At 52.8% G+C, this 21319-nt stretch carries 10 protein-coding genes, 11 pseudogenes and 1 other annotated feature; of the genes and pseudogenes, 14 read left to right on the top strand and 7 right to left on the bottom strand.

Going from position 1 to position 21319, the window contains the following annotated elements:
- Positions 1-307: 307 nt before the first annotated feature.
- On the bottom strand, positions 308-922 hold the full coding sequence (locus OAN307_RS20500; RefSeq protein ID WP_044044153.1) for a response regulator: 615 nt from the start codon (positions 920-922) through the stop codon (positions 308-310).
- A 247-nt stretch (positions 923-1169) separates the two neighbouring features.
- On the opposite strand from OAN307_RS20500, the gene OAN307_RS20495 reads away from it, so the two are divergent.
- The 4 genes and pseudogenes from OAN307_RS20495 to OAN307_RS20475 all read left to right on the top strand — a co-directional run bounded on the left by OAN307_RS20495 (position 1170) and on the right by OAN307_RS20475 (position 6700).
- Positions 1170-2057: a UTP--glucose-1-phosphate uridylyltransferase gene (locus OAN307_RS20495; protein ID WP_015499062.1), complete on the top strand. Its 888-nt coding sequence runs from the start codon at positions 1170-1172 to the stop codon at positions 2055-2057.
- 124 nt (positions 2058-2181) lie between these two features.
- Entirely contained in the window at positions 2182-2697 is a 516-nt protein-coding gene (locus OAN307_RS20490; RefSeq protein ID WP_015499063.1) for a molybdopterin-dependent oxidoreductase, read from the top strand.
- Positions 2698-2740: 43 nt separating this feature from the next.
- Entirely contained in the window at positions 2741-5242 is a 2502-nt protein-coding gene (locus OAN307_RS20485; RefSeq protein WP_015501422.1) for an ATP-binding protein, read from the top strand.
- 237 nt (positions 5243-5479) lie between these two features.
- Positions 5480-6700: pseudogene (locus tag OAN307_RS20475) on the top strand (IS3 family transposase).
- A 38-nt stretch (positions 6701-6738) separates the two neighbouring features.
- On the opposite strand, the pseudogene OAN307_RS28495 reads toward OAN307_RS20475, so the two are convergent.
- Positions 6739-6990, bottom strand: a pseudogene (locus OAN307_RS28495) (DDE-type integrase/transposase/recombinase); the annotation flags it as partial.
- Between the two features lie 133 nt (positions 6991-7123).
- Between OAN307_RS28495 and OAN307_RS20465 the strand changes: the two are divergent.
- The 4 genes and pseudogenes from OAN307_RS20465 (at position 7124) to OAN307_RS29200 (ending at position 10163) form a co-directional block, all read left to right on the top strand.
- Complete coding sequence (locus tag OAN307_RS20465) at positions 7124-7576, top strand: hypothetical protein (protein WP_144055649.1); 453 nt, start codon at positions 7124-7126, stop codon at positions 7574-7576.
- Positions 7573-8136, top strand: coding sequence for a calcium-binding protein (locus OAN307_RS20460; RefSeq protein WP_044044148.1), 564 nt, complete (start codon positions 7573-7575; stop codon positions 8134-8136). The genes OAN307_RS20465 and OAN307_RS20460 overlap by 4 nt, the downstream gene beginning before the upstream one ends.
- A pseudogene (locus OAN307_RS31475) lies at positions 8133-8315 on the top strand (calcium-binding protein); the annotation flags it as partial. The gene OAN307_RS20460 and the pseudogene OAN307_RS31475, both read left to right, overlap by 4 nt.
- Positions 8316-8342: 27 nt before the next feature.
- Positions 8343-10163, top strand: coding sequence for a Hint domain-containing protein (locus OAN307_RS29200; protein ID WP_245540908.1), 1821 nt, complete (start codon positions 8343-8345; stop codon positions 10161-10163).
- 44 nt (positions 10164-10207) lie between these two features.
- Here the strand turns inward: OAN307_RS29200 and OAN307_RS28485 are convergent.
- Positions 10208-10342: pseudogene (locus OAN307_RS28485) on the bottom strand (transposase); the annotation flags it as partial.
- 55 nt (positions 10343-10397) lie between these two features.
- Between OAN307_RS28485 and OAN307_RS20445 the strand changes: the two are divergent.
- Positions 10398-11685 (top strand): annotated as a pseudogene (locus tag OAN307_RS20445) (IS3 family transposase).
- Positions 10694-10810 (top strand) — a sequence feature (AL1L pseudoknot). Its footprint overlaps the pseudogene before it by 117 nt.
- A gap of 45 nt (positions 11686-11730) precedes the next feature.
- Here OAN307_RS20445 and OAN307_RS28480 read toward each other — a convergent pair.
- Positions 11731-11892, bottom strand: a pseudogene (locus tag OAN307_RS28480) (integrase core domain-containing protein); the annotation flags it as partial.
- A 135-nt stretch (positions 11893-12027) separates the two neighbouring features.
- On the opposite strand from OAN307_RS28480, the pseudogene OAN307_RS31470 reads away from it, so the two are divergent.
- Positions 12028-13361: pseudogene (locus OAN307_RS31470) on the top strand (IS110 family transposase).
- Positions 13362-13563: 202 nt separating this feature from the next.
- Here OAN307_RS31470 and OAN307_RS27150 read toward each other — a convergent pair.
- Positions 13564-14472, bottom strand: a pseudogene (locus OAN307_RS27150) (transposase); the annotation flags it as partial.
- Positions 14473-14677: 205 nt separating this feature from the next.
- A pseudogene (locus OAN307_RS27145) lies at positions 14678-15805 on the bottom strand (IS5 family transposase).
- Positions 15806-15962: 157 nt separating this feature from the next.
- On the opposite strand from OAN307_RS27145, the gene tnpA reads away from it, so the two are divergent.
- The 4 genes and pseudogenes from tnpA to OAN307_RS27140 form a co-directional block, all read left to right on the top strand.
- Positions 15963-16382: an IS200/IS605 family transposase gene (gene tnpA, locus OAN307_RS20415; RefSeq protein ID WP_044045043.1), complete on the top strand. Its 420-nt coding sequence runs from the start codon at positions 15963-15965 to the stop codon at positions 16380-16382.
- Between the two features lie 257 nt (positions 16383-16639).
- Positions 16640-17551, top strand: a complete 912-nt coding sequence (locus tag OAN307_RS20410; protein WP_015501418.1) for a lipid A-modifier LpxR family protein — start codon at positions 16640-16642, stop codon at positions 17549-17551.
- A gap of 114 nt (positions 17552-17665) precedes the next feature.
- Positions 17666-18730, top strand: coding sequence for a Hint domain-containing protein (locus tag OAN307_RS20405; protein WP_015501417.1), 1065 nt, complete (start codon positions 17666-17668; stop codon positions 18728-18730).
- A gap of 194 nt (positions 18731-18924) precedes the next feature.
- Positions 18925-19952 (top strand): annotated as a pseudogene (locus OAN307_RS27140) (transposase); the annotation flags it as partial.
- Positions 19953-20274: 322 nt separating this feature from the next.
- Here OAN307_RS27140 and OAN307_RS20390 read toward each other — a convergent pair.
- Positions 20275-21192 (bottom strand): annotated as a pseudogene (locus OAN307_RS20390) (integrase core domain-containing protein).
- Positions 21193-21319: the final 127 nt, after the last annotated feature.

Here is a 21319-nt window from a genome sequence, read left to right as displayed (position 1 = left end):
GTATGATTTTATTTATAAGACCTGTCGAAATAATGGCCTTACAGGCCTATTTTTCAGGGTCGATTGTATTTCGTCTTGTAAAAATGACGGGAAGTCTTTGCGCGAAACGCTAAGCTTTGATGGGAAACGCCTCCGCTGAACGTTGAAACGCGTTGGGCACCTTAGTTGGCACAATGTTAAGCAATGTTTACTGGCCAATAGCTCTCTCCTTTAGTAAGAAGATAGCGAATTGATGCGGGTGCCGCATTTGGGCGTTTGGCTTAGATGGTGGTGCATCGGAGACGCTAACCTATCCAAATGGATGAATTTAAAAAAGGTTGGCTTCACGCCCGATCAAGGCAGCTTGGGTGCGGTTCGCAACGCCAACTTTGCGGTATAACGTTTTCATATGCAGCTTGACGGTTGGTTCTCGAATTTCCAAATCACGGGCGATTTCTTTGTTCGACTTGCCCTCGGTCAGCCCCTTTAGCATTTGCAACTCACGTTCCGTTAGTTTGTCCGCGAGAGGGTTGGTCGGCGTTTGCTCAACGGCTGTCATGAAATCAATTGGTGCGTATTGTTCGCCCATCGCCATGAATTTGATGGCATTAACCAATGACTTCGCGGGCAGGGATTTTGGAACGAACCCTGCTGCACCAGCCTCTAGCGCGACTTCGGCAATCTGTTTGGTCGCTTCGCCCGAAATCAACGCAACACGTTGCCCGCCCCCGAGTGCAATCGCGGCCTTAAGTCCATCGAGCCCGTTCATACCAGGCATATTATAGTCGAGCAAAACGAGGTCGTACGGATCATCCTTTTCGATCCGCTCAGCAGCTTCATCGAAGGTGCCAACGGCCACAGTTTGAAAGCTGCCTTCTTTTTCAAGAAACTGAACAAGCATGTCCCTCAACAAGTCGTGGTCGTCAGCGATTAGAATTTTCATTATTTATCTTCCGTAATTTTGGATCTCTTGGCTTCGGACTATGAGCGCACGATGACACATATAGCAGGAAATTGGGTAGCGCGTACATCCCTTGGGGTGGGTCTTGGTCCCTTAGGTGCACTGCGGTGTCGCCACAAAGCTGGGTACCGCGCCTTCTGCGCCATTTTCCTGTCCGCTTGTTCAATTGATTGGTCAGGCTGTTTTGACCGATGAAAGATGAATGGAACTTCATTCAAAGGGACACCAAATGACACACATCCGCAAAGCTGTTTTCCCTGTCGCCGGCATGGGCACTCGTTTTCTTCCTGCGACCAAAACGATCCCAAAAGAGATGTTGACGCTCATTGATCGGCCTCTCATTCAATATGCAGTCGATGAGGCTCGCGAAGCTGGAATCGAAGAGTTCATCTTTGTGTCCGCAGCCGGGAAGGGTTCCTTAGAGGATTATTTTGATACGGCTGCTTCGCTGGAACATCGCTTGCTGGCAGCTGGTAAGAAGGACGCCTTTGCTGCACTCGATCGGACACGGATGCCCGAAGGGTCGTTAACTATTTTGCGACAGTCACAACCTTTAGGGTTGGGTCATGCGGTTCGACAGGCGAAGCGCTTGATCGGCAACGAACCCTTTGCCGTCCTGCTGCCCGACGACGTTATAAAGGCACCGCGCGGTGCATTGGCGCAGATGGTCCAAGCCTACCGCGACACTAGTGGCCACATGGTCGCAACCATGGATGTGCCGCGTGTGGATACCAGCAAATACGGCGTTCTGGATATCGACCTTGAAAACGGCCGCATCGCTCATGCGCGCGGATTGGTCGAAAAGCCGCGCGCAGATATTGCGCCTTCAACAATAGCCGTCGTTGGGCGCTACATTCTTGACAGTGCCATTTTTGATCGCCTCGACAATCTTGAGCCCGGTGCTGGTGGTGAATTGCAACTGACAGACGCAATCAACGCGGACGTCGCATCGGTTGGCGTGACCGGATACCGTTTTGAAGGCGAGCGTTTCGATTGCGGTTCTGTGCAGGGATTTGTTGAGGCAACGGTGGCCTTTGCGTTGGATCGGGCCGATCTGCGCGCTGATTTAGCAAAGTTCTTGGATGATCATAGTAAACGAGACCTGCTGATGGCGTAATTTATTGAACCTATCCGAAAGGGTAGGTTACCTATCCGAGAGGGAGGGGGGGGCAACCCGATGCCCGAGGGCATGAACTGGCCTTCGGTGTTATGAAGATTTCGCTATTGCAAAGGATAACACTATGATTACGCCTCTCTCTTGGACTACTCTCGGGATTGTTCTCGCGTTTGGAATTGGTTCAAACGCAATTGCAGAAGAATTTTCGGTGCCTGTGGGGGCCACTGTTCTCACGGTGTCTGGGGATATCGGGATCACGAATGTTGAAGATACCCTCGTGTTTGATCGCGAAACGTTGATGGCCTTTCAGGCGACAACCTTTGAGACGAGCACGATCTGGACCGAGGGCGTTCACAGCTTTACCGGAGTTCCGCTGCATATCTTAACTGACTTATTGGGCGTGCAAGACGGCCAGATCTTGGCAACTGCAATCAACGACTACACCGTGGAAATTCCAGTAAGTGACGCGGTCGAAGGAGGGCCAATTATTGCCTACCTGATGGACGGCGAAGAAATGACGCTACGTGACAAGGGCCCGCTTTGGGTGATTTACCCGTATGATAGAAGTTCCAGCTTTCGTACCGAAGTCGTCTATTCACGCAGTATCTGGCAACTCGACAGACTGGAGATCGTTCAGTAACATTTCCTTTGAAGTCTTAAGCTCTACCTAAGAGGATGAAGTTTTGTTATCCAACACTTCAACGAGTGCGAAAAGGGGCCGCGCATTCGCAGTGTGCGCAAGCCTTGTCGCCGCTGGCGCAATTGCGATTTTGACCTTTAATGTATCAAATGAAATCAGATTGTTGGGGTCGGCACGGTCCGACAATGTGCAGTGGTTTTTGGTTCAAACACAGGTTGAATTCCTCGAATTCGCGCAGCAGGTGGACCAAGACCCTTTGGATATGCCTCAGCTTCGCCAAGAGTTTGATATCTTTTTTAGCCGCATTACGACCTTCCAACAGGCGCCCGTTTTTGAAGATCTTCGCACTGATTCAGCTTCTCGGAAATATCTTGACAGTGTAATCGTGTTTTTGGAACAGGCCGCGACTTTGATTGACACTACCGATGATGAGTTGGTCGCGCAATTGCCCGAACTTATAGTTCTAACCGATCAAGTTAGTCTCGTTGTTCGGGCACTGGCCAATTCAAGTTTGGAATTATACGCGCAAACGGCAGACGAACAACGTGCGGAAGTCGCCGGTACCTTGACGCAGTTGGCATTGGCTACTGCGGCACTGATTGGCGTGCTTGCTCTGGCAATTATTTACCTCAACCTTCTAAATGCGCGTGTCTATCACAGAGAGCGTGAGAAAAATCAGACAATGTCACGAATGCAAAGTGTGATGGGTACGTCTTTGGACGGCGTCGTGGTGTGCGATGCAGATGGTAAAATCCTTGAATTCAGCCCTGCCGCTGAAGGTATATTTGGTCATTCCAAGGCGGCTGTTTTGGATCTGAACATCGCTTCAGTAATTGTCCCCGATCATTTGCTCCATGCCAATGAGGCGGGCATGGAGCGCATGAGAATTGGCGGTGATATGCGCGTCATTGGCAAAGGCCGTGTGAGACTAGAAGCCAAGCATAAAGATGGGCATATTTTTCCCGTCGAGCTCGCAATTCAAAACGCCAAGACTGACGAGGGCACAATTTTCATCAGCTTCCTTCGTGACATTTCTCACGAAGTCATGGCGGAGGCTGAACTTGTCACGGCACGCGACAAGGCGCTTGCCAGCGAGAAAATGAAGACGGAATTCCTATCCACAATGAGCCATGAAATTCGTACGCCGTTAAACGGGTTGTTGGGCAACATGAACTTGTTACGAGACACTGAACTGAACGAAAATCAGGACCGCTATGTGGGTTACATGGAAACGTCTGGCCGCCTGTTGCTGAGTCATGTTTCAGACGTCTTGGACATAACGCGCTATGATGCAGGTAAATTAAATACGCGAATTGAACCTGTAAATATCTCTGAACTGTTGCAAGACATTGTCGACAATCAGGCCAGCACGGCATTCCAAAACGAAACGTCGTTGGTTTGGGGCTGGTGTGGTGTCAAAATGGACTGGGTTTTATCAGATCTCGACCGCCTTCAGCACGTCATGATGAACCTCATCGGTAATGCGGTGAAGTTTACAAGACGCGGCAAGGTGTCCGTAACGATCGAAAATGTTGGTGAAGGGGACGCGGCAGAATTGCTGGTTAAAATCATCGATACGGGGCAAGGCATGTCTGAGGATCTTATCAAGCGGGTTTTTGATGACTTCGTTACGGGCAATACAGCATATGATCGTGACGTTGGGGGAACGGGCTTGGGCCTGAGCATCGCGAAACGTTTTGTAAATGCACTTGGTGGCGAAATCGGTGTTGAGAGCATCGTAGGCGAAGGCAGTACATTTTGGGTCAGACTGCCCGTACATGAGGCTGAAGCGCCTAAGGTTGTCCACGTTAAAAGCATAAAGCATCAGCCTGGGCGGTCGCTCAAGGTACTCTTGGTTGAGGACAATGAAATCAACCGGATCGTGGCGCGTGAAATGCTGCAGGCTGAGGGACATACCGTGGTGGAAGCACATGACGGCTTTGAGGGCGTTGAATTGTCTAAGGAAGACGAATTTGATATTATCCTTATGGATATCAGCATGCCGATTATGGACGGTCACGCCGCGACCCGCAGGATTCGTGGTGATGGTGGCGCATCAGCTAAGACGGCAATTTATGCGTTAACGGCGAATGCAATGATTGAGGAACAGGAAAAATTCTTAAAGGATGGTATGAACGGTATTCTAACCAAACCGTTGTCCCGCGATGCACTCCGTAGTGTTCTTTACCAAACAGGGCGCCAAGTTGATGACGATGACGCCATGCTGATCAATCATAGCCACAGGGCGGAGACCCGCGATGCATTAGGCGAAGAAACCTTCGTTAAGCTACGCTCACGGTTCGTCAACGAAGTAGACAAGCTAGAGGTCTGGTTGGGTTCTGATGAGGCTCACGACTTCCTTGAGATTGCTTCGCGGACACACAAAGTCGCTGGAAGTGCTGCGGTATTCGGAGCCGACCGACTTCGAGAGACGTTGAAAGAGATCGAAGCCGCAGCAAAACTGAGGGACACTGAAGCAATCGTAGAACGTACGAAGGCTTTGGGCATTGTTTGGCAACGAACTAAGTTCGATTTGGTTTCTTAGACGCCAAATTGACGGGATTAAGCAGGCAAGTCTATCTTCACTCGGCCGGCTCCGTCATTACGCAACTCCTCGTTGCCGTTAGAGGAAACTGATTTGAGGCAGGCAGGGAAAAATCTTCGCTTCGTCGGACGATAAAGCCCAGCCCCTTGCCATCCAAGCTGATCCGGTAATCCCCCCTAAAATTAGTGGTGTTTAAAAGCAGATTTTTCTCGGCAAGATATCTGAGGATATTTTTTGATGAAGATAGCACGATTTCGCGACGCACAGGTCATGGGCATTTTGAAGCAGGCGGAGGGCGGTACGCCGGTCTCTGAGCTGTGTCGGGAGCATGGGATGAGTAGCGCCAGTTTTACAAGTGGCGTGCCAAGTTCGGCGGCATGGATGCGTCCTTGATCACCGAGATGAAGGACATGGCCGAGCAAAACCGCCGTCTCAAGAGGATGTATGCTGCGATGAGTATGTCCGAGACGATCTTCTGAAGGAGGCGCTCGGAATAAAGCGCTAAGGCCGTCTCACCGACGATTCCCTCTCGGTGAATGTGCCATTCACCTGCCGGCCAGTGGATGGCCATGAATGCAGTCATGCAGCGGGGCACAAGTATCGCACTTGCCTGTCGTACCTTCCAAATTAGCGAGACCTGCTATCGGTACAGCCCGATCTTGAGTGATGAGAATGAGGAGAGAGCAGATTGGCTGGAACGCCTGACCAAGAACAAGCGCACGTGGGGCTTTGGGTTGTGTTTTTTATATTTACGCAACGTGCAGGGCTACGGCTGGAACCACAAACGCGTGTATCCCACTGGCCGTCAGGCGGATCTACTGTGAACTGGAGCTGAACCTGCGGATCAAGCCAAAAAATCGCCTCAAACGTGACAAACCCGAGCCGTTAGCGGTGCCTGATGCACCAAACGAGACCTGGTCTATCGCTGCCCGGCAGTTGATTGCTGTGCAATCAATGAGAGGGGATTTCATGGCGGATCAGCTTGCAGACGGCAGATCAATCCGAACTCTTAACGTCTTGGATGACTTCAATCGTGAAGGCTTGTGCATTGACGTGGACTTCTCGCTGCCCGCAGAACGCGTCGTCCGGAGCCTGAACCAGATCATCGAGTGGCGCGGCAAACCCCAAACCATACGTGTCCCTTCTCATTGATTGCTTTGCAATCAACTGTCAGGCGACGGACAGCGGCCCAGAATACATCAATGGGACCATGATGACATGGGCCGAGAAACACGGCGTTCGGCTTGAACATATCCAACCAGGCAAACCTCAGCAGAACGCCTATATCCAGCGCTACAATCGAGCCATTCGCGGCGAATGGCTGAGCCAGTACATCTTTGAAACGATTGAGGAGGCCCAAATCAGGCGACAGAATGGCTCTGGACTTACAACAATGAGAGACCCAACATGGGCATCGGCGGCATAACACCCGCAATGAAACTGAAAACAGCCGCGTGAATTCTACGGCTGAGCCCCATTAAAAATGGGGGGATTACCATCCTATTCTTTGCATCGCTCAGAACCTCGATCCAATCACCGCTGGTGAACTGGCTGCCCTGATCGATGTTGAAGATCTCCGGCGTGCCGTGTTTGGCGAACGCCCCTTTTAGCGCATCGACACCGAACGCTGCATCCATGGTGTTGGACAGTCGCCACACACGAAACTTGCGACTGTACCAGTCCATTATGGCCACGAGTTACAGAAAGCCGCGACTCATCGGGTTATATGTGATGTCCGCACGCCTGACTTGGTTTGAGCTAGCGAGAGACAGCTACTCTATCGGATATGTTTGCTCCCTTATGCCCCGTCTCCCTATACTTACTGCACCACTACTTTCCTGGATATCTATGGCAATTCTAATTGCAGCGGAAGGAAAGTGCATGGGTATTCAAATAGTGGACTTTGGACGACTTTGCGAAAAATCAGGTGCAATCTGCGCTACAGACCCCAAAAGCAAATCAGTCAGCAATACCGTTCGGGAAGATGAAATTGACCGAATGCTTCGATATTATGACTGGTTTATCATGTCACAACACGTACTGCCAACTGAGTATAAGCTAAGCCAACTCAAGCGTGTTGCGCCGGCCTCTTGCGGCCCAAACTGGACCTTCGCGCTCTCTCCAGAGAAGGTTGGCTTAGGGCCCAAAAGGACCGTTTCGAAGTGTATGAAGGCTACTTACGCAATCACGTCGAAGCTGGAGTTTTTCGCGGTTGTTGTCCGCGAAAAATATATTAAAGTCTGTATCGCCTTATTGCCACGTTCACTGAATGCATATGTTGCGTGGGATTTTTCAATGCCTCTCAATAATATGCCATTGGAGACAAGAAAATGAGTGCTATCAATGTACCTGGTGACTTCGACACTATCGCACTAGCGCTCGCGGCAGTGGACCCCAACATACCGAATACTATCACTTTGGGGGACGGCTACGGCCCCGAAAACGTGGCGATAAGTATAAACGACATTACCATCACAGGGCCAGCGTCTGCAGAAGGCATAGTGCTAACTGTTCAAGATGGTATTACGGGTTTACTTCTTGGTGGCACTGCACCGATCAATGTCTTTGACTTGGTGGGCAACGACAACAATATTGCTGGTAATGATGGGGACAATACGATCACCGTAACTGGTGGTCTGGACACCATTAGTGGCGGATTGGGCGACGACCGCGCGTTCATAGACTATAGTCAGGCGACAACGGTCGCTATCACAGGAACCGCGTCTACCATTGCCAGCAGTCTTGGCACGACTGCGATGTCGGGTTTTGAACATTACACTGTGCTGACTGGGCCTAGTGCTGATACTCTGACTTTTGGCAGTGGCAATAACTATCTCGATACCGGAGAGGGTGTCAGTACCATCGTACTTGGGAACGGCGATAATACAGTTTGAGCGGTGACGGTGCTGATACGATCACGGTCGGTACTGGAAGTAACAAAATTGCTGCCGGGGACGGCGTCAACACGATCGTAGCCACGGGCGTCGGATTTGGTAATAATATAATTAGCGGTGGCACTGGTGCTGACACGATCAGCGTTGGTCATGGGAACAACCACATTTCTGGAGGCGAAGGCGTCGACACTGGCCTCGATACGATTGTGGCTGGTAATGGTGACAACTGCATCGATGGCGGCGATGGTGCCAACAATACTATCACGGTCGGTGGAGGGAATAATTACCTGCTTGGCGGTGCTGGCGTCGATGTGATTACAGCTGGTAATGGGAACAATTTCATTGATGCCGGGGAGGGGCTGAACGCTGTCACTGCCGGGAGTGGCGACAATTATATTGTCGTTGGCGATCTCAACGACGTGGTTACCGCTATGGGTGGTGAAAATAATGTCCAGACGGGCGATGGTACAAACGCGGTAACGACGGGCACTGGTGACGATGTTGTCGAAACAGGCATCGGCAACGACACTGTCACCGTCGGCACCGGGAAAAACATCGTTAAGGTTTTCGGTGGTGCCGACGTCTTGACTGCTGGGGCTGATCATGACCGGCTCATCGTTGATTACGCTGCTTATGACACGACTGTTGTCAGTGCTCTTACAGGTTTTGCAACCTATGGTGGTACAATTGGCGATGTGACCCTTACGAATTTCGAGGAATTTCACGTAACGACCGGCAGCGCCGACGACACCATCGAAACCTTTGATGGTGCTGACGTTCTGGATGGTGGGGCTGGGGCGGACACTCTGACCTCTGGTGAGGGAAATGACGTCATTTACGGTGGCGACGGCGATGTGGTTGATGGCGGCGAAGACGTAGGTGATGCCGACTTTGACGTTCTGGTTGTGGACGACTTGGGATTCACAGACATTGTTTACGATTTATCTGCTGATCCGACAGCTACAGAGTCAGAAGTCGGCGCGGTTAATCAGTACGATGTCGAAGGTGGAACCTTGCTTGGTTCAATGGCCTTTACTGGCATCGAAAATATCCAAATTGGAGATAAAACAGTTACGACGCCTGAGGATACGCAGCTGGATGGCGATCTCTTTCTGCCGGATCCGACCGTTACCCAAACTGTGACATCTTTCACGGTGGGCAATAATACCATAATCGTCGGTAATACGGCGGAGCGTCCAGAGGGCGACCTGACGATCAATTCCGACGGCAGCTACACATTTGTGCCAACACTGAATTATCATGGGCCTGGGCCAGTAATTAACTATACTTTCGAAACCGTGCAAATCATCGGTGGACAGAGTACCACTGAAACCGCCCCCCTCATCATCGAAGTTGAGTCCGTTGAAGAGGTTCTCCCAGAATGCCTCACTCCTGTTTGTTTTGTGCAGGGCATGCTGATCGCGACTGCAAACGGCGAGGTACCTGTCGAAGGCTTGCGCGTCGGCGACCTTATCCAAACCATTGACCGAGGATATCAACCAATTCGCTGGGTAGGCAGCAGCTATCTGAGCGCCCGGGAGCTTAATGAAAACGAAAATCTGCGTCCTATCCGTATTTCCAGGGCTGCGGTCAGCCCTGGAAATGGGACTGGCGAGTTGATCGTGTCACCGCAGCACCGTCTTCTGATTGCGTCCAAAGTGGCTGAGCGGATGTTTGGCAACACGGAGGTCTTGGTTGCGGCCAAGCAACTTCTGGCGATTGACGGGGTCGATATAGCCGATGATTTTGGAGATGTAACTTATTATCACATGCTCTTTGATCAGCATGAAATTGTCTTTGCAGAGGGGATTCCCTCGGAAAGTCTTTATCTTGGTTCAGAGGCGAAAAAGAGCCTTAGCGCCGCCGGTAGGGAGGAGATTACGGCCTTGTTTCCCGAACTGCTTTTACTGACCTTTAAGCCAAAGTCTTGCCGACCAATCATTCGAGGTAAACGGGCCAGAAAACTGGCCGTCCGTCTTTCCCATAATAGTAAGCCTCTTGTGGATGAGCAACGCGCGTATGCCTGAATTCAACGCCTAAGGCTTGCGGGTTCGGGTGCGCACGGTGACGAGACGCTTTTGTTCGGGTTGGTGGTTCGGATGTGCTTCCAGTGCTCCGCGGGGAAGTCATAGAACGTCAGCAACACGCCACGATCTTTGGTCAGCTTCTTGACTGCCCGTTCGTATTTGACACCGTAAGTTTCAACGATCTGAACCGGCCCGGCTTTACCGGAGGGCAAAACTCTCGGAGAATTGCCCGTTATGGAACAGACACAAAAGAAGAAGACCTCGAAGCCGTATTCACCTGAGTTCCGCGAGCGTACGGTTCGGCTGCTTATGGAACACCGCGATGAATATCAGAGCGAAGCTGCGGCGCTGACGGCGATCGCGGGTAAATTGGGTTGTTCACCGGACAGCCTTCGCGTTTGGGCCCGTCAGGTCCAGCGCGATGGCGGCGAACGGCCAGAGCCTACCAGCGCTGAGAAGGCGCGGATCAAGGAACTTGAGCGTGAGAACCGCGAACTGCGTCAAGCCAATGAGATTTTGCGTAAGGCGTCGGCGTATTTTGCACAGGCGGAGCTCGACCGCCCGTTTCGCAAATGATGGATTTCATTGCGGAAAGCCGAGAGACACTTGGGGTCGAGCCAATCTGCAGGGCGCTGCAGTTTGCCCCTTCCACTTATTATGACCGGCGCGCCATCGCGCGTGATCCTGAGCGGGCGTCAGCTCGTGCCAAGTCTGATGCCGCTCTGAGCGTCAAGATCGACGGGGCCTGGGCGGACAACTGCAAACTCTACGGGGCCCGAAAGATTTGGCATGTTCTGCGACGGGAGGGTGAGGATGTTGCCCGCTGCACTGTGGAGCGGTTGATGCGCGCCTTGGGCATCAAAGGCGTCGTTCGTGGCAAGAAGGTCATTACCACGAACCCGGACACGTCTTTGCCATGCCCCCCCCTCTCGGCAGATTTGCTTTGCAAATCGCCTGCCAGGCAATGGACGACAAGGTGAACCGCCTGTTCAAGGCGGATCGGCCAAACAAGCTGTGGGTTTCAGACTTCACTTACGTGCCCACATGGTCAGGGACAGTCTACGTCGCGTTCGTGATTGATGTCTTTGCAAGGCGGATCGTAGGCTGGCGCACATCGACATCAATGAAGACCCAATTCGTGCTCGACGCGTTGGAGCAAGCAATCTGGCAAAGAAAAACACCAGATAACAAGGCTTTGGTCCACCACTCGGACCGCGGATCACAATACCTGTCGATCAAGTATACCGAGCGCCTGGCCGAGGCCGAAATCGATCTCTCGGTCGGAACCGTCGGTGATGCCTACGACAATGCGCTGGCCGAGTGCGTCATCGGCCTCTTCAAAACCGAAGTCATCAACCAAATCGGTCCATGGAAATCGATGCGTGAGGTTGAGTGGGAAACGCTGAAATGGGTCGATTGGTATAACAACCGCCGCCTGCTCGGCCCCATCGGATACATCACACCCGCAGAAGCAGAGGAGGCGTTCTATGCAAACCTGAACAAACTCGATATGGTCGCCTAGTCATTGAATAAATCACCCTCCGGTAAAGCCGGGGCGTTTCAAACAGATCGAAGGCGACAACACGTCGAACTGCCACTCGCCGCGAACGGTGCGATTGTATCGCTCGATATAGGTATTCTGTTGAGGTTTGCCTGGCTGGATGTGTTCAAGCCGAACACCGTGCTTTTCAGCCCATGTCATCAAGGTCCCGCTGATATATTCCGGCCCGTAACACCTTCGGAATATCGCTAATTTAAGGCTATGACTGTCTGCGCAGCCCCAAATAACGCAGCAGGTGGTCATAGCCGTGCCTCAGGTCCCTACGGTGGTTTTGTACAAACCACACCGCAAAGGAGACCAACTATGACCGATATCATTATTACACAAACTGCGCCCGTTTTGGTGGCCATCGATATCTCGAAGGCCCGCGACGAAGTTCTCATTGCTATTGCGGACAAGAAGCGCTGCCGTCGTTTGACTGTTCTGAACCAGCTAGACGACTTCAATCGTCTAATCACATCGCTTGCCTGCTACGGCCGCCCTGTCCGTGTAGCTTTTGAAGCAACGGGTAATTATCACCGTGCCTTGGCTTATCATCTTGCCGCAGCAGGTTTTGAGTTGAAGTTGGTGTCATCTGTGGCCCTGGCCAGAACGCGAGAGGCCTTGCACAACAGTTGGGACAAAAACGACCCTAAGGATGCCCAGGTCATTCTTCACATGATGGAGATCGGGAACGAGCAGTTTTATCATGCCCCCCTCGTGCGTGGCACTAACGACATCCAAGAGCTTTCCAAAACGCATGACATCGTATCCAAGTCGAAGACCGAGTTGTGGCACCGAGTTGTGGCACCGAGTTGTGGCACCGAGTTTTAACCCATTATCTGCCGCTGTATTTTCCTGAAGCTGATCGTTTCCATCGCAGTTCTCGCAGTTCTCGCAGTGACTGGTTCTTTGCTTTCCTTGAACGTTATCCGTCACCACACTTGATCTCAGCCATGAGCAAGGAGGCATTCATCGCTGACGCTTGGGATGTGGTGGGCCTCAAGGTTGCAAAAGAGCGTTTACTTTCAGATATCTACGAGACTGCCAAAGTATCAGTCGGACTGCCGGTTGCCGCAGATTCCGACGCGATAAGCATGTTCAAAAGGAACGTCAGAGTAGCCCTGCTACAGATCGCCTCGCAGCACACTAAATCAGGTCAAAGGGGGGTGGCCGGATGCCCCGGAACCCCCGGCCGGATCAAATCGGTATGGGTGGCCGGATTGCCCCGGAATACGCAATGCTTTGACAATTTTGGCAGAAGCTGGGGATGTACGGCGCTTTCGTCATCACCGGCAGTTTTTGAAGTTCTGTGGAATGGACCTTGCGACTATGCAATCAGGTACATTCAGAGGGCAAACCAAACTGTCAAAATATGGCAATGCTCGGCTTCGTCGAACGCTTTGGATGGCTGGACAGGTTGCTATTCTGCAGCGCACCAACAGCTTCCGCGACAAGTTCGAGCGCTACATCGCCAAAGACCGTCACAACACCCATTTGCGCCGAAAGGCGTACACCGCAATCGCAGCGAAGATGGCCCGAACCGTTCATGGGATCATCAAGCACGGCGAACCATATCGCCCCTTCTTTGAGGGGTGATCGACAGCAGTAGGACCTTTCTCTGTAAGGGCCGTGGAGGCAGACAACTGACCTCGTAGATAATGTTTAGGCCTTCTGCTCAACGACCCAAAGATCTCGTCTTAAGGACGGTGAGAGCCGCAAAAGCGTACTCTGTGTTTGTTATGGGAGAGACAGTTCGTTGACCAAAATGCCAAACTGAGCAATGCTTCTAACGTGTCGAGACGCCTCGATGCGACAATAACCTGACGCCAATTCAGCTAATCATTCCGCGCATAGGACGTTATCGACACGTATGGTTTGGGGTTTGCCGCGCCACTCGATGATCTGGTTCAGGCTCCGGACGACGCGTTCTGCGGGCAGCGAGAAGTCCACGTCAATGCACAAGCCTTCACGATTGAAGTCATCCAAGACGTTAAGAGTTCGGATTGATCTGCCGTCTGCAAGCTGATCCGCCATGAAATCCCCTCTCATTGATTGCACAGCAATCAACTGCCGGGCAGCGATAGACCAGGTCTCGTTTGGTGCATCAGGCACCGCTAACGGCTCGGGTTTGTCACGTTTGAGGCGATTTTTTGGCTTGATCCGCAGGTTCAGCTCCAGTTCACAGTAGATCCGCCTGACGGCCAGTGGGATACACGCGTTTGTGGTTCCAGCCGTAGCCCTGCACGTTGCGTAAATATAAAAAACACAACCCAAAGCCCCACGTGCGCTTGTTCTTGGTCAGGCGTTCCAGCCAATCTGCTCTCTCCTCATTCTCATCACTCAAGATCGGGCTGTACCGATAGCAGGTCTCGCTAATTTGGAAGGTACGACAGGCAAGTGCGATACTTGTGCCCCGCTGCATGACTGCATTCATGGCCATCCACTGGCCGGCAGGTGAATGGCACATTCACCGAGAGGGAATCGTCGGTGAGACGGCCTTAGCGCTTTATTCCGAGCGCCTCCTTCAGAAGATCGTCTCGGACATACTCATCGCAGCATACATCCTCTTGAGACGGCGGTTTTGCTCGGCCATGTCCTTCATCTCGGTGATCAAGGACGCATCCATGCCGCCGAACTTGGCACGCCACTTGTAAAACTGGCGCTACTCATCCCATGCTTCCGACACAGCTCAGAGACCGGCGTACCGCCCTCCGCCTGCTTCAAAATGCCCATGACCTGTGCGTCGCGAAATCGTGCTATCTTCATCAAAAAATATCCTCAGATATCTTGCGGAGAAAATTTGGGTTTTGAATGCCAATAATTTTAGGGAGGATTATGGCTTTATTGCACAAATCAGTTGAGGGGATTCATGTTGTGATTCCAAGGTGGTAGCATGTCGTTCATGAATAGCTGGACCGGCTTTGTTGCACAGTTCGGTCTGAGGCCGTTCTTTCCCTTACCGCAGATAGATTCAGCCTACGGTCTCGGTACTGGGGATGCCAAGGGCTGTGAAACCGTTCAGGATCGCAGCACGGATTTGGATCTGCGCAACCTGCCGGTCGAAATCACGGGCCGAGAGGCGCTGACCAAGCAGCTTCACACAATGCATTCACTGCCCGGCAGGGTATTGCGCAGCAATGTCCCGAGAGGGTTCGTTTCAGCGCGGCTTCGACGGTGGTACCCAGTCAGTTGCCGCCACAATGTGCGGCCCAGATATTTTGAAGATCGGACCGCTTCGTTTCGCGCTTGTGCCCCTGGAGTGTCGGACTTCCACAACTTAGCATTTTTGCGCGGCGGGATCACAGCATGAGCATTGCGGGAAGCAATCGCGTCGTGGCATTTGCGCGTATCGTATGCCCCATCCACTGCCTGACGGCGCATGTTTACATGCATGAGAGGGCGCTGTGACGCTGCCAATCTTCTCACCCGGCGGGATCTGATCAAGGAGATCGGGTAGAATGGGTGCATCACCAACGCCGTTTCTGGTCACTTCGACTGCGCGTATTTCCAGTGTTTTTCGTCTATCCCCCTCTCAGCGAATGTCCTATTCGCCTGCCGGGCAATGAATATGTATCTTGCGCCAGACGCGGCGCTTTGGGCTACCATGCTTGCGTGCGTTCCACTCGCCTTCGCCCTCAGCCTTGATGCCAGTGCTGTCCACTGCCCGGCAGTGGTTTGCTTACCAACCATGAGAAGGGATCAAGAGGTGCGGCGGCCCCGCCGATCCTTGGTATGGAATAACAACGGACAACGTCCTTTGCCCCTCTCATCGAAACTGCGTTTCGACTGCCGGGCCGTGGCTGACACAAAGCGCTGAAATCTGGAACTCTCCAGTCCAAGCCAACCAGTTCCAACAGACTTTCCACAAACCCAGTGGTTTGCCTCAATGGCATCCCGAACAGCACTTTGATGGTCAGGCAGGTTTGTATGGCCGCATCGCTGTAGGCTTGCTGCCGCCCACGCTTACCAGAAGGTTTAACCTCCCAGACCGGATCAGACCAGAATCAAACCATAGCGTCAGTGATCCCCGGCGCTTCGGGGCGTCGTTATAATCTGACCAGTTCTTGGTCTAGTAAGTCGTAGGGGTCCAGCTGCTCATGAACGACATGCTACCACCATGGATTCACAACATGAATCCCCTCAACTGATTTGTGCAACAAAGCCTATTGGCAGGGCAAACTGAATACCCCTATCGCAACAGCACCAATAGCCAAAACTGCATGCACTGGGATCGGTTGTGTGGCGGCAAAGAGATCATGGCCTATTCTACAGGATCACATACCAGATTTTATCACCGTTATCACGTCGTTTTGGCGACGAAATATCGACATAAGGTTCTGCGCGGGCCGATGCGTGAACAGATCCGCGATATCATTCGACAGTCTTGTGCCGAGATGGGCGTGCATATTCTGAGGGGTGTTCTGGCAGGTGACCACGTCCACATGTTCATATCTGTCCCGCCACAGATCGCGCTGTCGAAGGTGATGCAGCGGATCAAATGGCGCTCGTCGCGGCGGGGTCAGATGGAGTTCCCAGAGTTGCGCAAACGCTATTGGGGAAGGCGGTTTTGGGCCCGTGGATATTTCTCGACAACGTCAGGAAATGTCACCGACAATGTCATCCTGCAGTATCTGGAATTACATTCCAATCACGATGCTACCGGCCTCGGCCGGTAGTGGTTCACTTGGCATAATTTCAACCGTTCGCTTGGCGAATATGCCTGCCCTTTTCAGCCACGCAATTTTTTAGGGTCTGATTGCATTATATTTTTTGAGGTTAGGCTATCGCGCTTGGCAAAACTTAACCTGATTGGACAGCGGGCACGTGCGGATTGAAATGGCCACACTTTCACCGAAATCATCCTCCATACGGGTAGGCAAGTGGCGGCCCGTTGTTTTATAGGTCGCGTATAACTCATAATTCGGGGAACAAAGTGCGTTTGATTGCAACGATATGTGCAGGCCTGATGGCCGCAAGCCCTATGGTGGCCCAAGATCGTGAGACTTTGGGTTATGGGCGCATTTTAACCAACGACTACTTCGGCGATAACCAAGACCGCTGGCGGTCCGGTTCATACGCCTATTCCATCGTGCGTGGCCCCGAATGGCAGGGGCGCGCGCCAACGGCCCTAGGCGCGGTGCTAGAATACCGCATTCGTTCCGAAATCATTGCACCATCAATGCTGAGCGGCAGCGGTTCCAACGACCGTGCCTATGTTGGCGCGGTGTCGGCGGGTCTGCACACGCACTTGTCTCGCGGTGGTGCAGATATCTCGATGGGTGTTGATCTTGTGGCCGTTGGGCCACAGACGCGACTCGCGGATGTGCAGGATTGGTTTCACAATATTGTTAGTGCTCCGACCATCTCAAACGGGGTGCTTGCCAATCAAGTTGGCAACACTGTTTACCCGACGGCGTTGGCTGAGGTTTCCTACGCTGTTCGCTTGGGCGAAAACACATCGCTGCGCCCCTTTGTTGAAGTCCAGTACGGCGTAGAGGATTTCGTTCGCGTCGGGGCGGATATTGTCATCGGTGAAATTATGCAAAATGACCTTTGGTTGCGTGATGGCCCTACCGGACAACTATATGCAGGGGTTGAGAGCGATGAGCCGGGCACTGGTTTTGCCATCGGCGCTGACTACGCTGTCGTCGGTGATAGCGCTTATTTTCCGGCAAGTTTTGGCACGCAGGCACAGGACGAACGGTTCCGTGTGCGGGCGGGAGTGCATTGGCGGCTAGGAGCCGGCATTTCCTACTTCTACGGCGTAACCTATTTGAGCGAGGAATACGTTGGCCAAGCCGAGGGTCAGATCCTCGGATCACTGAAACTGAATTTCAGCTTCTAAATAAATAGTTAACGACCGACCTTAAAGTAACTTGATCGGTGCTAATCCGCTCTTTATCACTCTTGTCAGAACCCTGCACTTAGAGGCTGGGCAAGACAGAGGCAGGTAACAGGTATGAAAACAGGCTTTCGTGGCACGTTCGTCATTTCCTGGTCGCAGACAGAACTCGACGGGTTCTGGTCCGCTCCGCTTGAAGACTTGCGGGTGGGAACGGCTTGGGGCTGGACGGGCGAAGCGGTACGGGTGGATGGACCCGCAGATATTTTACCATTGGGCACCGCAGTGGGCGAGGCGGACATCCGCAAACGCGCGGCGATGTCGGTGCGGCGGCTACTTAAAGCCGTGGAAATAAAAACCACGCGGCTGGATCTGGTTGAAATTGACAGCCTAGGATTTGAGCAGTCTTTTACGGTGACAGACGGACGCGACACTTGGACCGTGACGTTGATCGACGGCGCGACACCGTCGGCGCGGTTGTGCATGTTCGTAGGCGAAATTCCCCCGCGTGCAACGGACCTGTGGATTGTGAACCACACGGTTGATTTGACTGCGCGCGACCAGAACGATGATCCTGCGGGTGGCGTGATTTGTTTCACCCCTGGCACGATGATCCGCACAAGCGATGGCGTGATGCGGGTCGAAGACATCCACGAGGGCACGAAAGTTCAAACAAAGGACAACGGCTGTCAGGAAGTTTTGTGGATCGGGTCGCGGCGCGTCACCGGTACGCGGCTATATGCGACACCACATCTTTGTCCGATCCGCCTACGGGCCGGATCCCTTTATAATGATGTGCCTGATGCCGGCCTGCTTGTCAGCCCAGACCACCGCGTGATGGTCAGGGGTGCGCGGGCGCTGGCATTGTTTAACACGGATGAAGTACTGGTAACGGCGCGCGATTTGGTGAACGACACCTCCATCTATGTCGATCGGTCCATGCGCGAAGTCCGCTATATTCACATGCTTTTGCCAAGCCATGAGGTCGTTTTCGCAAATGGTGTCGAAAGCGAGAGTTTTCATCCTGCAAGCGCAGGTCTGGACCACCTCGACGAGCACGACAGCGCACGGCTGTTTGCGCAGGTGCCCAACATCCAAGACGACGTAAATTCCTACGGCGCCTATGCCCGCCGCGTTGTGTCCGCATCTGAGGCTGCGATTCTACGCTACGATGCCGCATGACCTGAGCTGGACGCATATGAGATTTATTCCGGAGCCTTCGGCGGGGATATTTACGGCCTTATGTATCAAACGCACCGACAATATAGCTGATCTTTCCGCCCATGTGAATCAAAATGGGGTATGCAGGATGGAACCATCAACAATGCGCTGCTGGCGCTGTACCGCACTGGCGAAGCAAGGGATCACGTTGAGGTCCTAATGACACTCAGGGGCGTGAGCCGAGCTATAGCGACGCTGCAATCCAGGCTTGTTTGACGTTAAAAGTGGTTTTTGGAATGCCCTTAAGGCAGACTACAGGTTTTGTGGAAAGCCTGTTGAAGTTGCTCGGCCTTGACTGGGAGGTCCCGGACTTCAGCACGTTATGTCGACGTCAGAAAATCCTGTCAGTCGCGGTTCCCTATCAAGGCTCAAAAGGTCCATTGCACCTTCTCACCCCCTCTCATCGCTGCAAGCGGCGATTGCCGGGCAGTGGACTGCCCGCGCATCAAAGTGGAGGGCGAAGGTGCCCTCTCGGCAGCATGCTTTGCATGCGCCTATCTGGTAATAAGTGCAACGCGCGCAAGCATGGTGGACCCAAGCGCCGGTTGTGGCGCAAGATACATATTCCTTGCCCGGCAGGGCATTGTTGAACAAACACTGGAGATCCGTTCCATCCATTGCCGACAGGCGATTGCAAAGCAATCTGCCGAGAGGGGCGTGACGGGCAGCAATATTGGTGATCCGCCCATGCTACCATATCGTTTTGACCAGATCGCACCGGATCAGGAGATCGGCAGCGTCACGGCAGACGGTGCCTACGACCCGGGGCTTCGCCCGTTCAGGGCTGGATAGATCCACTGAATTAATTCCGAGACGCCCCTCACCCCGCAAGAACGCCAAGTTGTGGAAGCCCCCCTTTCGTGCACGCAGGCATGCACTGTCGGGCAACGGTCACGCCTGGAGCACGAGCCCGAAACGAAGCGGTGCGATCCTCAAAGTATTTGGGGCGTGCTCTCTGGCGCAACCTAACTGGTCACCACCGCTGGAGCCGCGTCGAAACAAACCCTCTCGGGATATTGCTGCGCAATACCCTGCCGGGCAATGGATGCACTGTGTGAAGCTGCTCGGTCAGCGCCTTGCCGCGCGTGACTTCGATCGTCGGGCAGCAGAAATCCAAATCCGTGCTGCGATCCTGAACGGCTTCACAGTTCTTGGCATCCCCCGTACTGAGACCGTAAGCTAAATCCGTCTAGAGTTAAGAGGAAGTCTGACATCAAGACGATTTGTGCAACAAAGCCAGCGTGACGGGGTTATGGGTGCAACCAGAATCAAGCGGTTCGACGACTGGGCTTCAAAGTGGAAACTTTAATCACCGAAGAATATTCGGTTTCTTCGGTAGTGACACCACCATGCGCGAACGAGGCTGGAAGGAATATGAGGACCAAGATCATCGCCTCCCGTGGGAAAACAAAACATCTTGATATCACGATTATCGCAAATCTAATCATCCCTCACACCCGCTTGGTGGGCAATCCCCCATTTTTAATGGGGCTCAGCCGTAGAATTCACGCGGCTGTTTTCGGTTTCATTGCGGGTGTTATGCCGCCGATGCCCATGTTGGGTCTCTCATTGTTGTAAGTCCAGAGCCATTCTGTCGCCTGTTTTTGGGCCTCCTCAATCGTTTCAAAGATGTATTGGCCAGCCATTCGCCGCGAACGGTGCGATTGTAGCGCTCGATATAGGCATTCTGCTGAGGTTTGCCTGGCTGGATGTGTTCAAGCCGAACGCCGTGTTTCTCGGCCCATGTCATCAAGGTCCCACTGATGTATTCTGGGCCGCTGTCCGTTGCCTGACAGTTGATTGCAAAGCAATCAATGAGAAGGGACACGTATGGTTTGGGGTTTGCCGCGCCACTCGATGATCTGGTTTAAACTTCGCACGACCCGTTCGGCGGGCAGCGAGAAGTCCACTTCAATGCACAGGCCCTCTCGATTGAAGTCGTCTAAGACATTTAGCGTTCTGATTGACCTGCCGTCTGCAAGCTGATCCGCCATGAAATCCCCTCTCATTGATTGCAAATCAATCAACTGCCGGGCAGCGATAGACCAAGTATCGTTTGGCGCATCAGGCACGGCCAGGCGTTCCAGCCAATCTGCTCTCTCCTCGTTCTCATCACTCAAGATCGGGCTGTACCGATAGCAGGTCTCGCTGATTTGGAAGGTACGGCAGGCAAGTGCGATACTGGTGCCCCACATTACGACTGCATTCATGGCCATCCACTGACCGGCAGGTGAATGGCACATTCACCGAGAGGGAATCGTCGGTGAGACGGCCTTAGCGCTTTTTTCCGAGCGCCTCCTTCAGAAGATCGTCTCGGACATGCTCATCCCATGCTCTCGGCACAGCTCAGAGACCGGCGTACCGCCCTCTGCCTGCTTCAAAATGCCCATGACCTGTGCGTCGCTAAATCGCGCTATCTTCATCAAAAACCTCCTCAGATATCTTGCCGAGAAAATTCTACTTTTAAACACCACTAATTTTAGGGGGGATTACCTATGCGTTTGATACATAAGGCCGAAAATATCCCTGCTGGAGGCGCAACTTTCAAAC

The organism is Octadecabacter antarcticus 307, assembly GCF_000155675.2.
Classification (GTDB): domain Bacteria; phylum Pseudomonadota; class Alphaproteobacteria; order Rhodobacterales; family Rhodobacteraceae; genus Octadecabacter; species Octadecabacter antarcticus.
Note: the sequence above shows the minus strand (reverse complement) of the source record. Positions and strands in the feature narration are given on the sequence as shown.

Bases quoted from the DNA above. Each gene is read 5' to 3' on its own strand.
- OAN307_RS20500 (WP_044044153.1), bottom strand. From the start codon at position 922: ATGAAAATTCTAATCGCTGACGACCACGACTTGTTGAGGGACATGCTT.
- OAN307_RS20460 (WP_044044148.1), top strand. From the start codon at position 7,573: ATGAGTGCTATCAATGTACCTGGTGACTTCGACACTATCGCACTAGCG.
- tnpA (WP_044045043.1), top strand. From the start codon at position 15,963: ATGGCCTATTCTACAGGATCACATACCAGATTTTATCACCGTTATCAC.
- OAN307_RS20495 (WP_015499062.1), top strand. From the start codon at position 1,170: ATGACACACATCCGCAAAGCTGTTTTCCCTGTCGCCGGCATGGGCACT.
- OAN307_RS20465 (WP_144055649.1), top strand. From the start codon at position 7,124: ATGGGTATTCAAATAGTGGACTTTGGACGACTTTGCGAAAAATCAGGT.
- OAN307_RS20490 (WP_015499063.1), top strand. From the start codon at position 2,182: ATGATTACGCCTCTCTCTTGGACTACTCTCGGGATTGTTCTCGCGTTT.
- OAN307_RS20405 (WP_015501417.1), top strand. From the start codon at position 17,666: ATGAAAACAGGCTTTCGTGGCACGTTCGTCATTTCCTGGTCGCAGACA.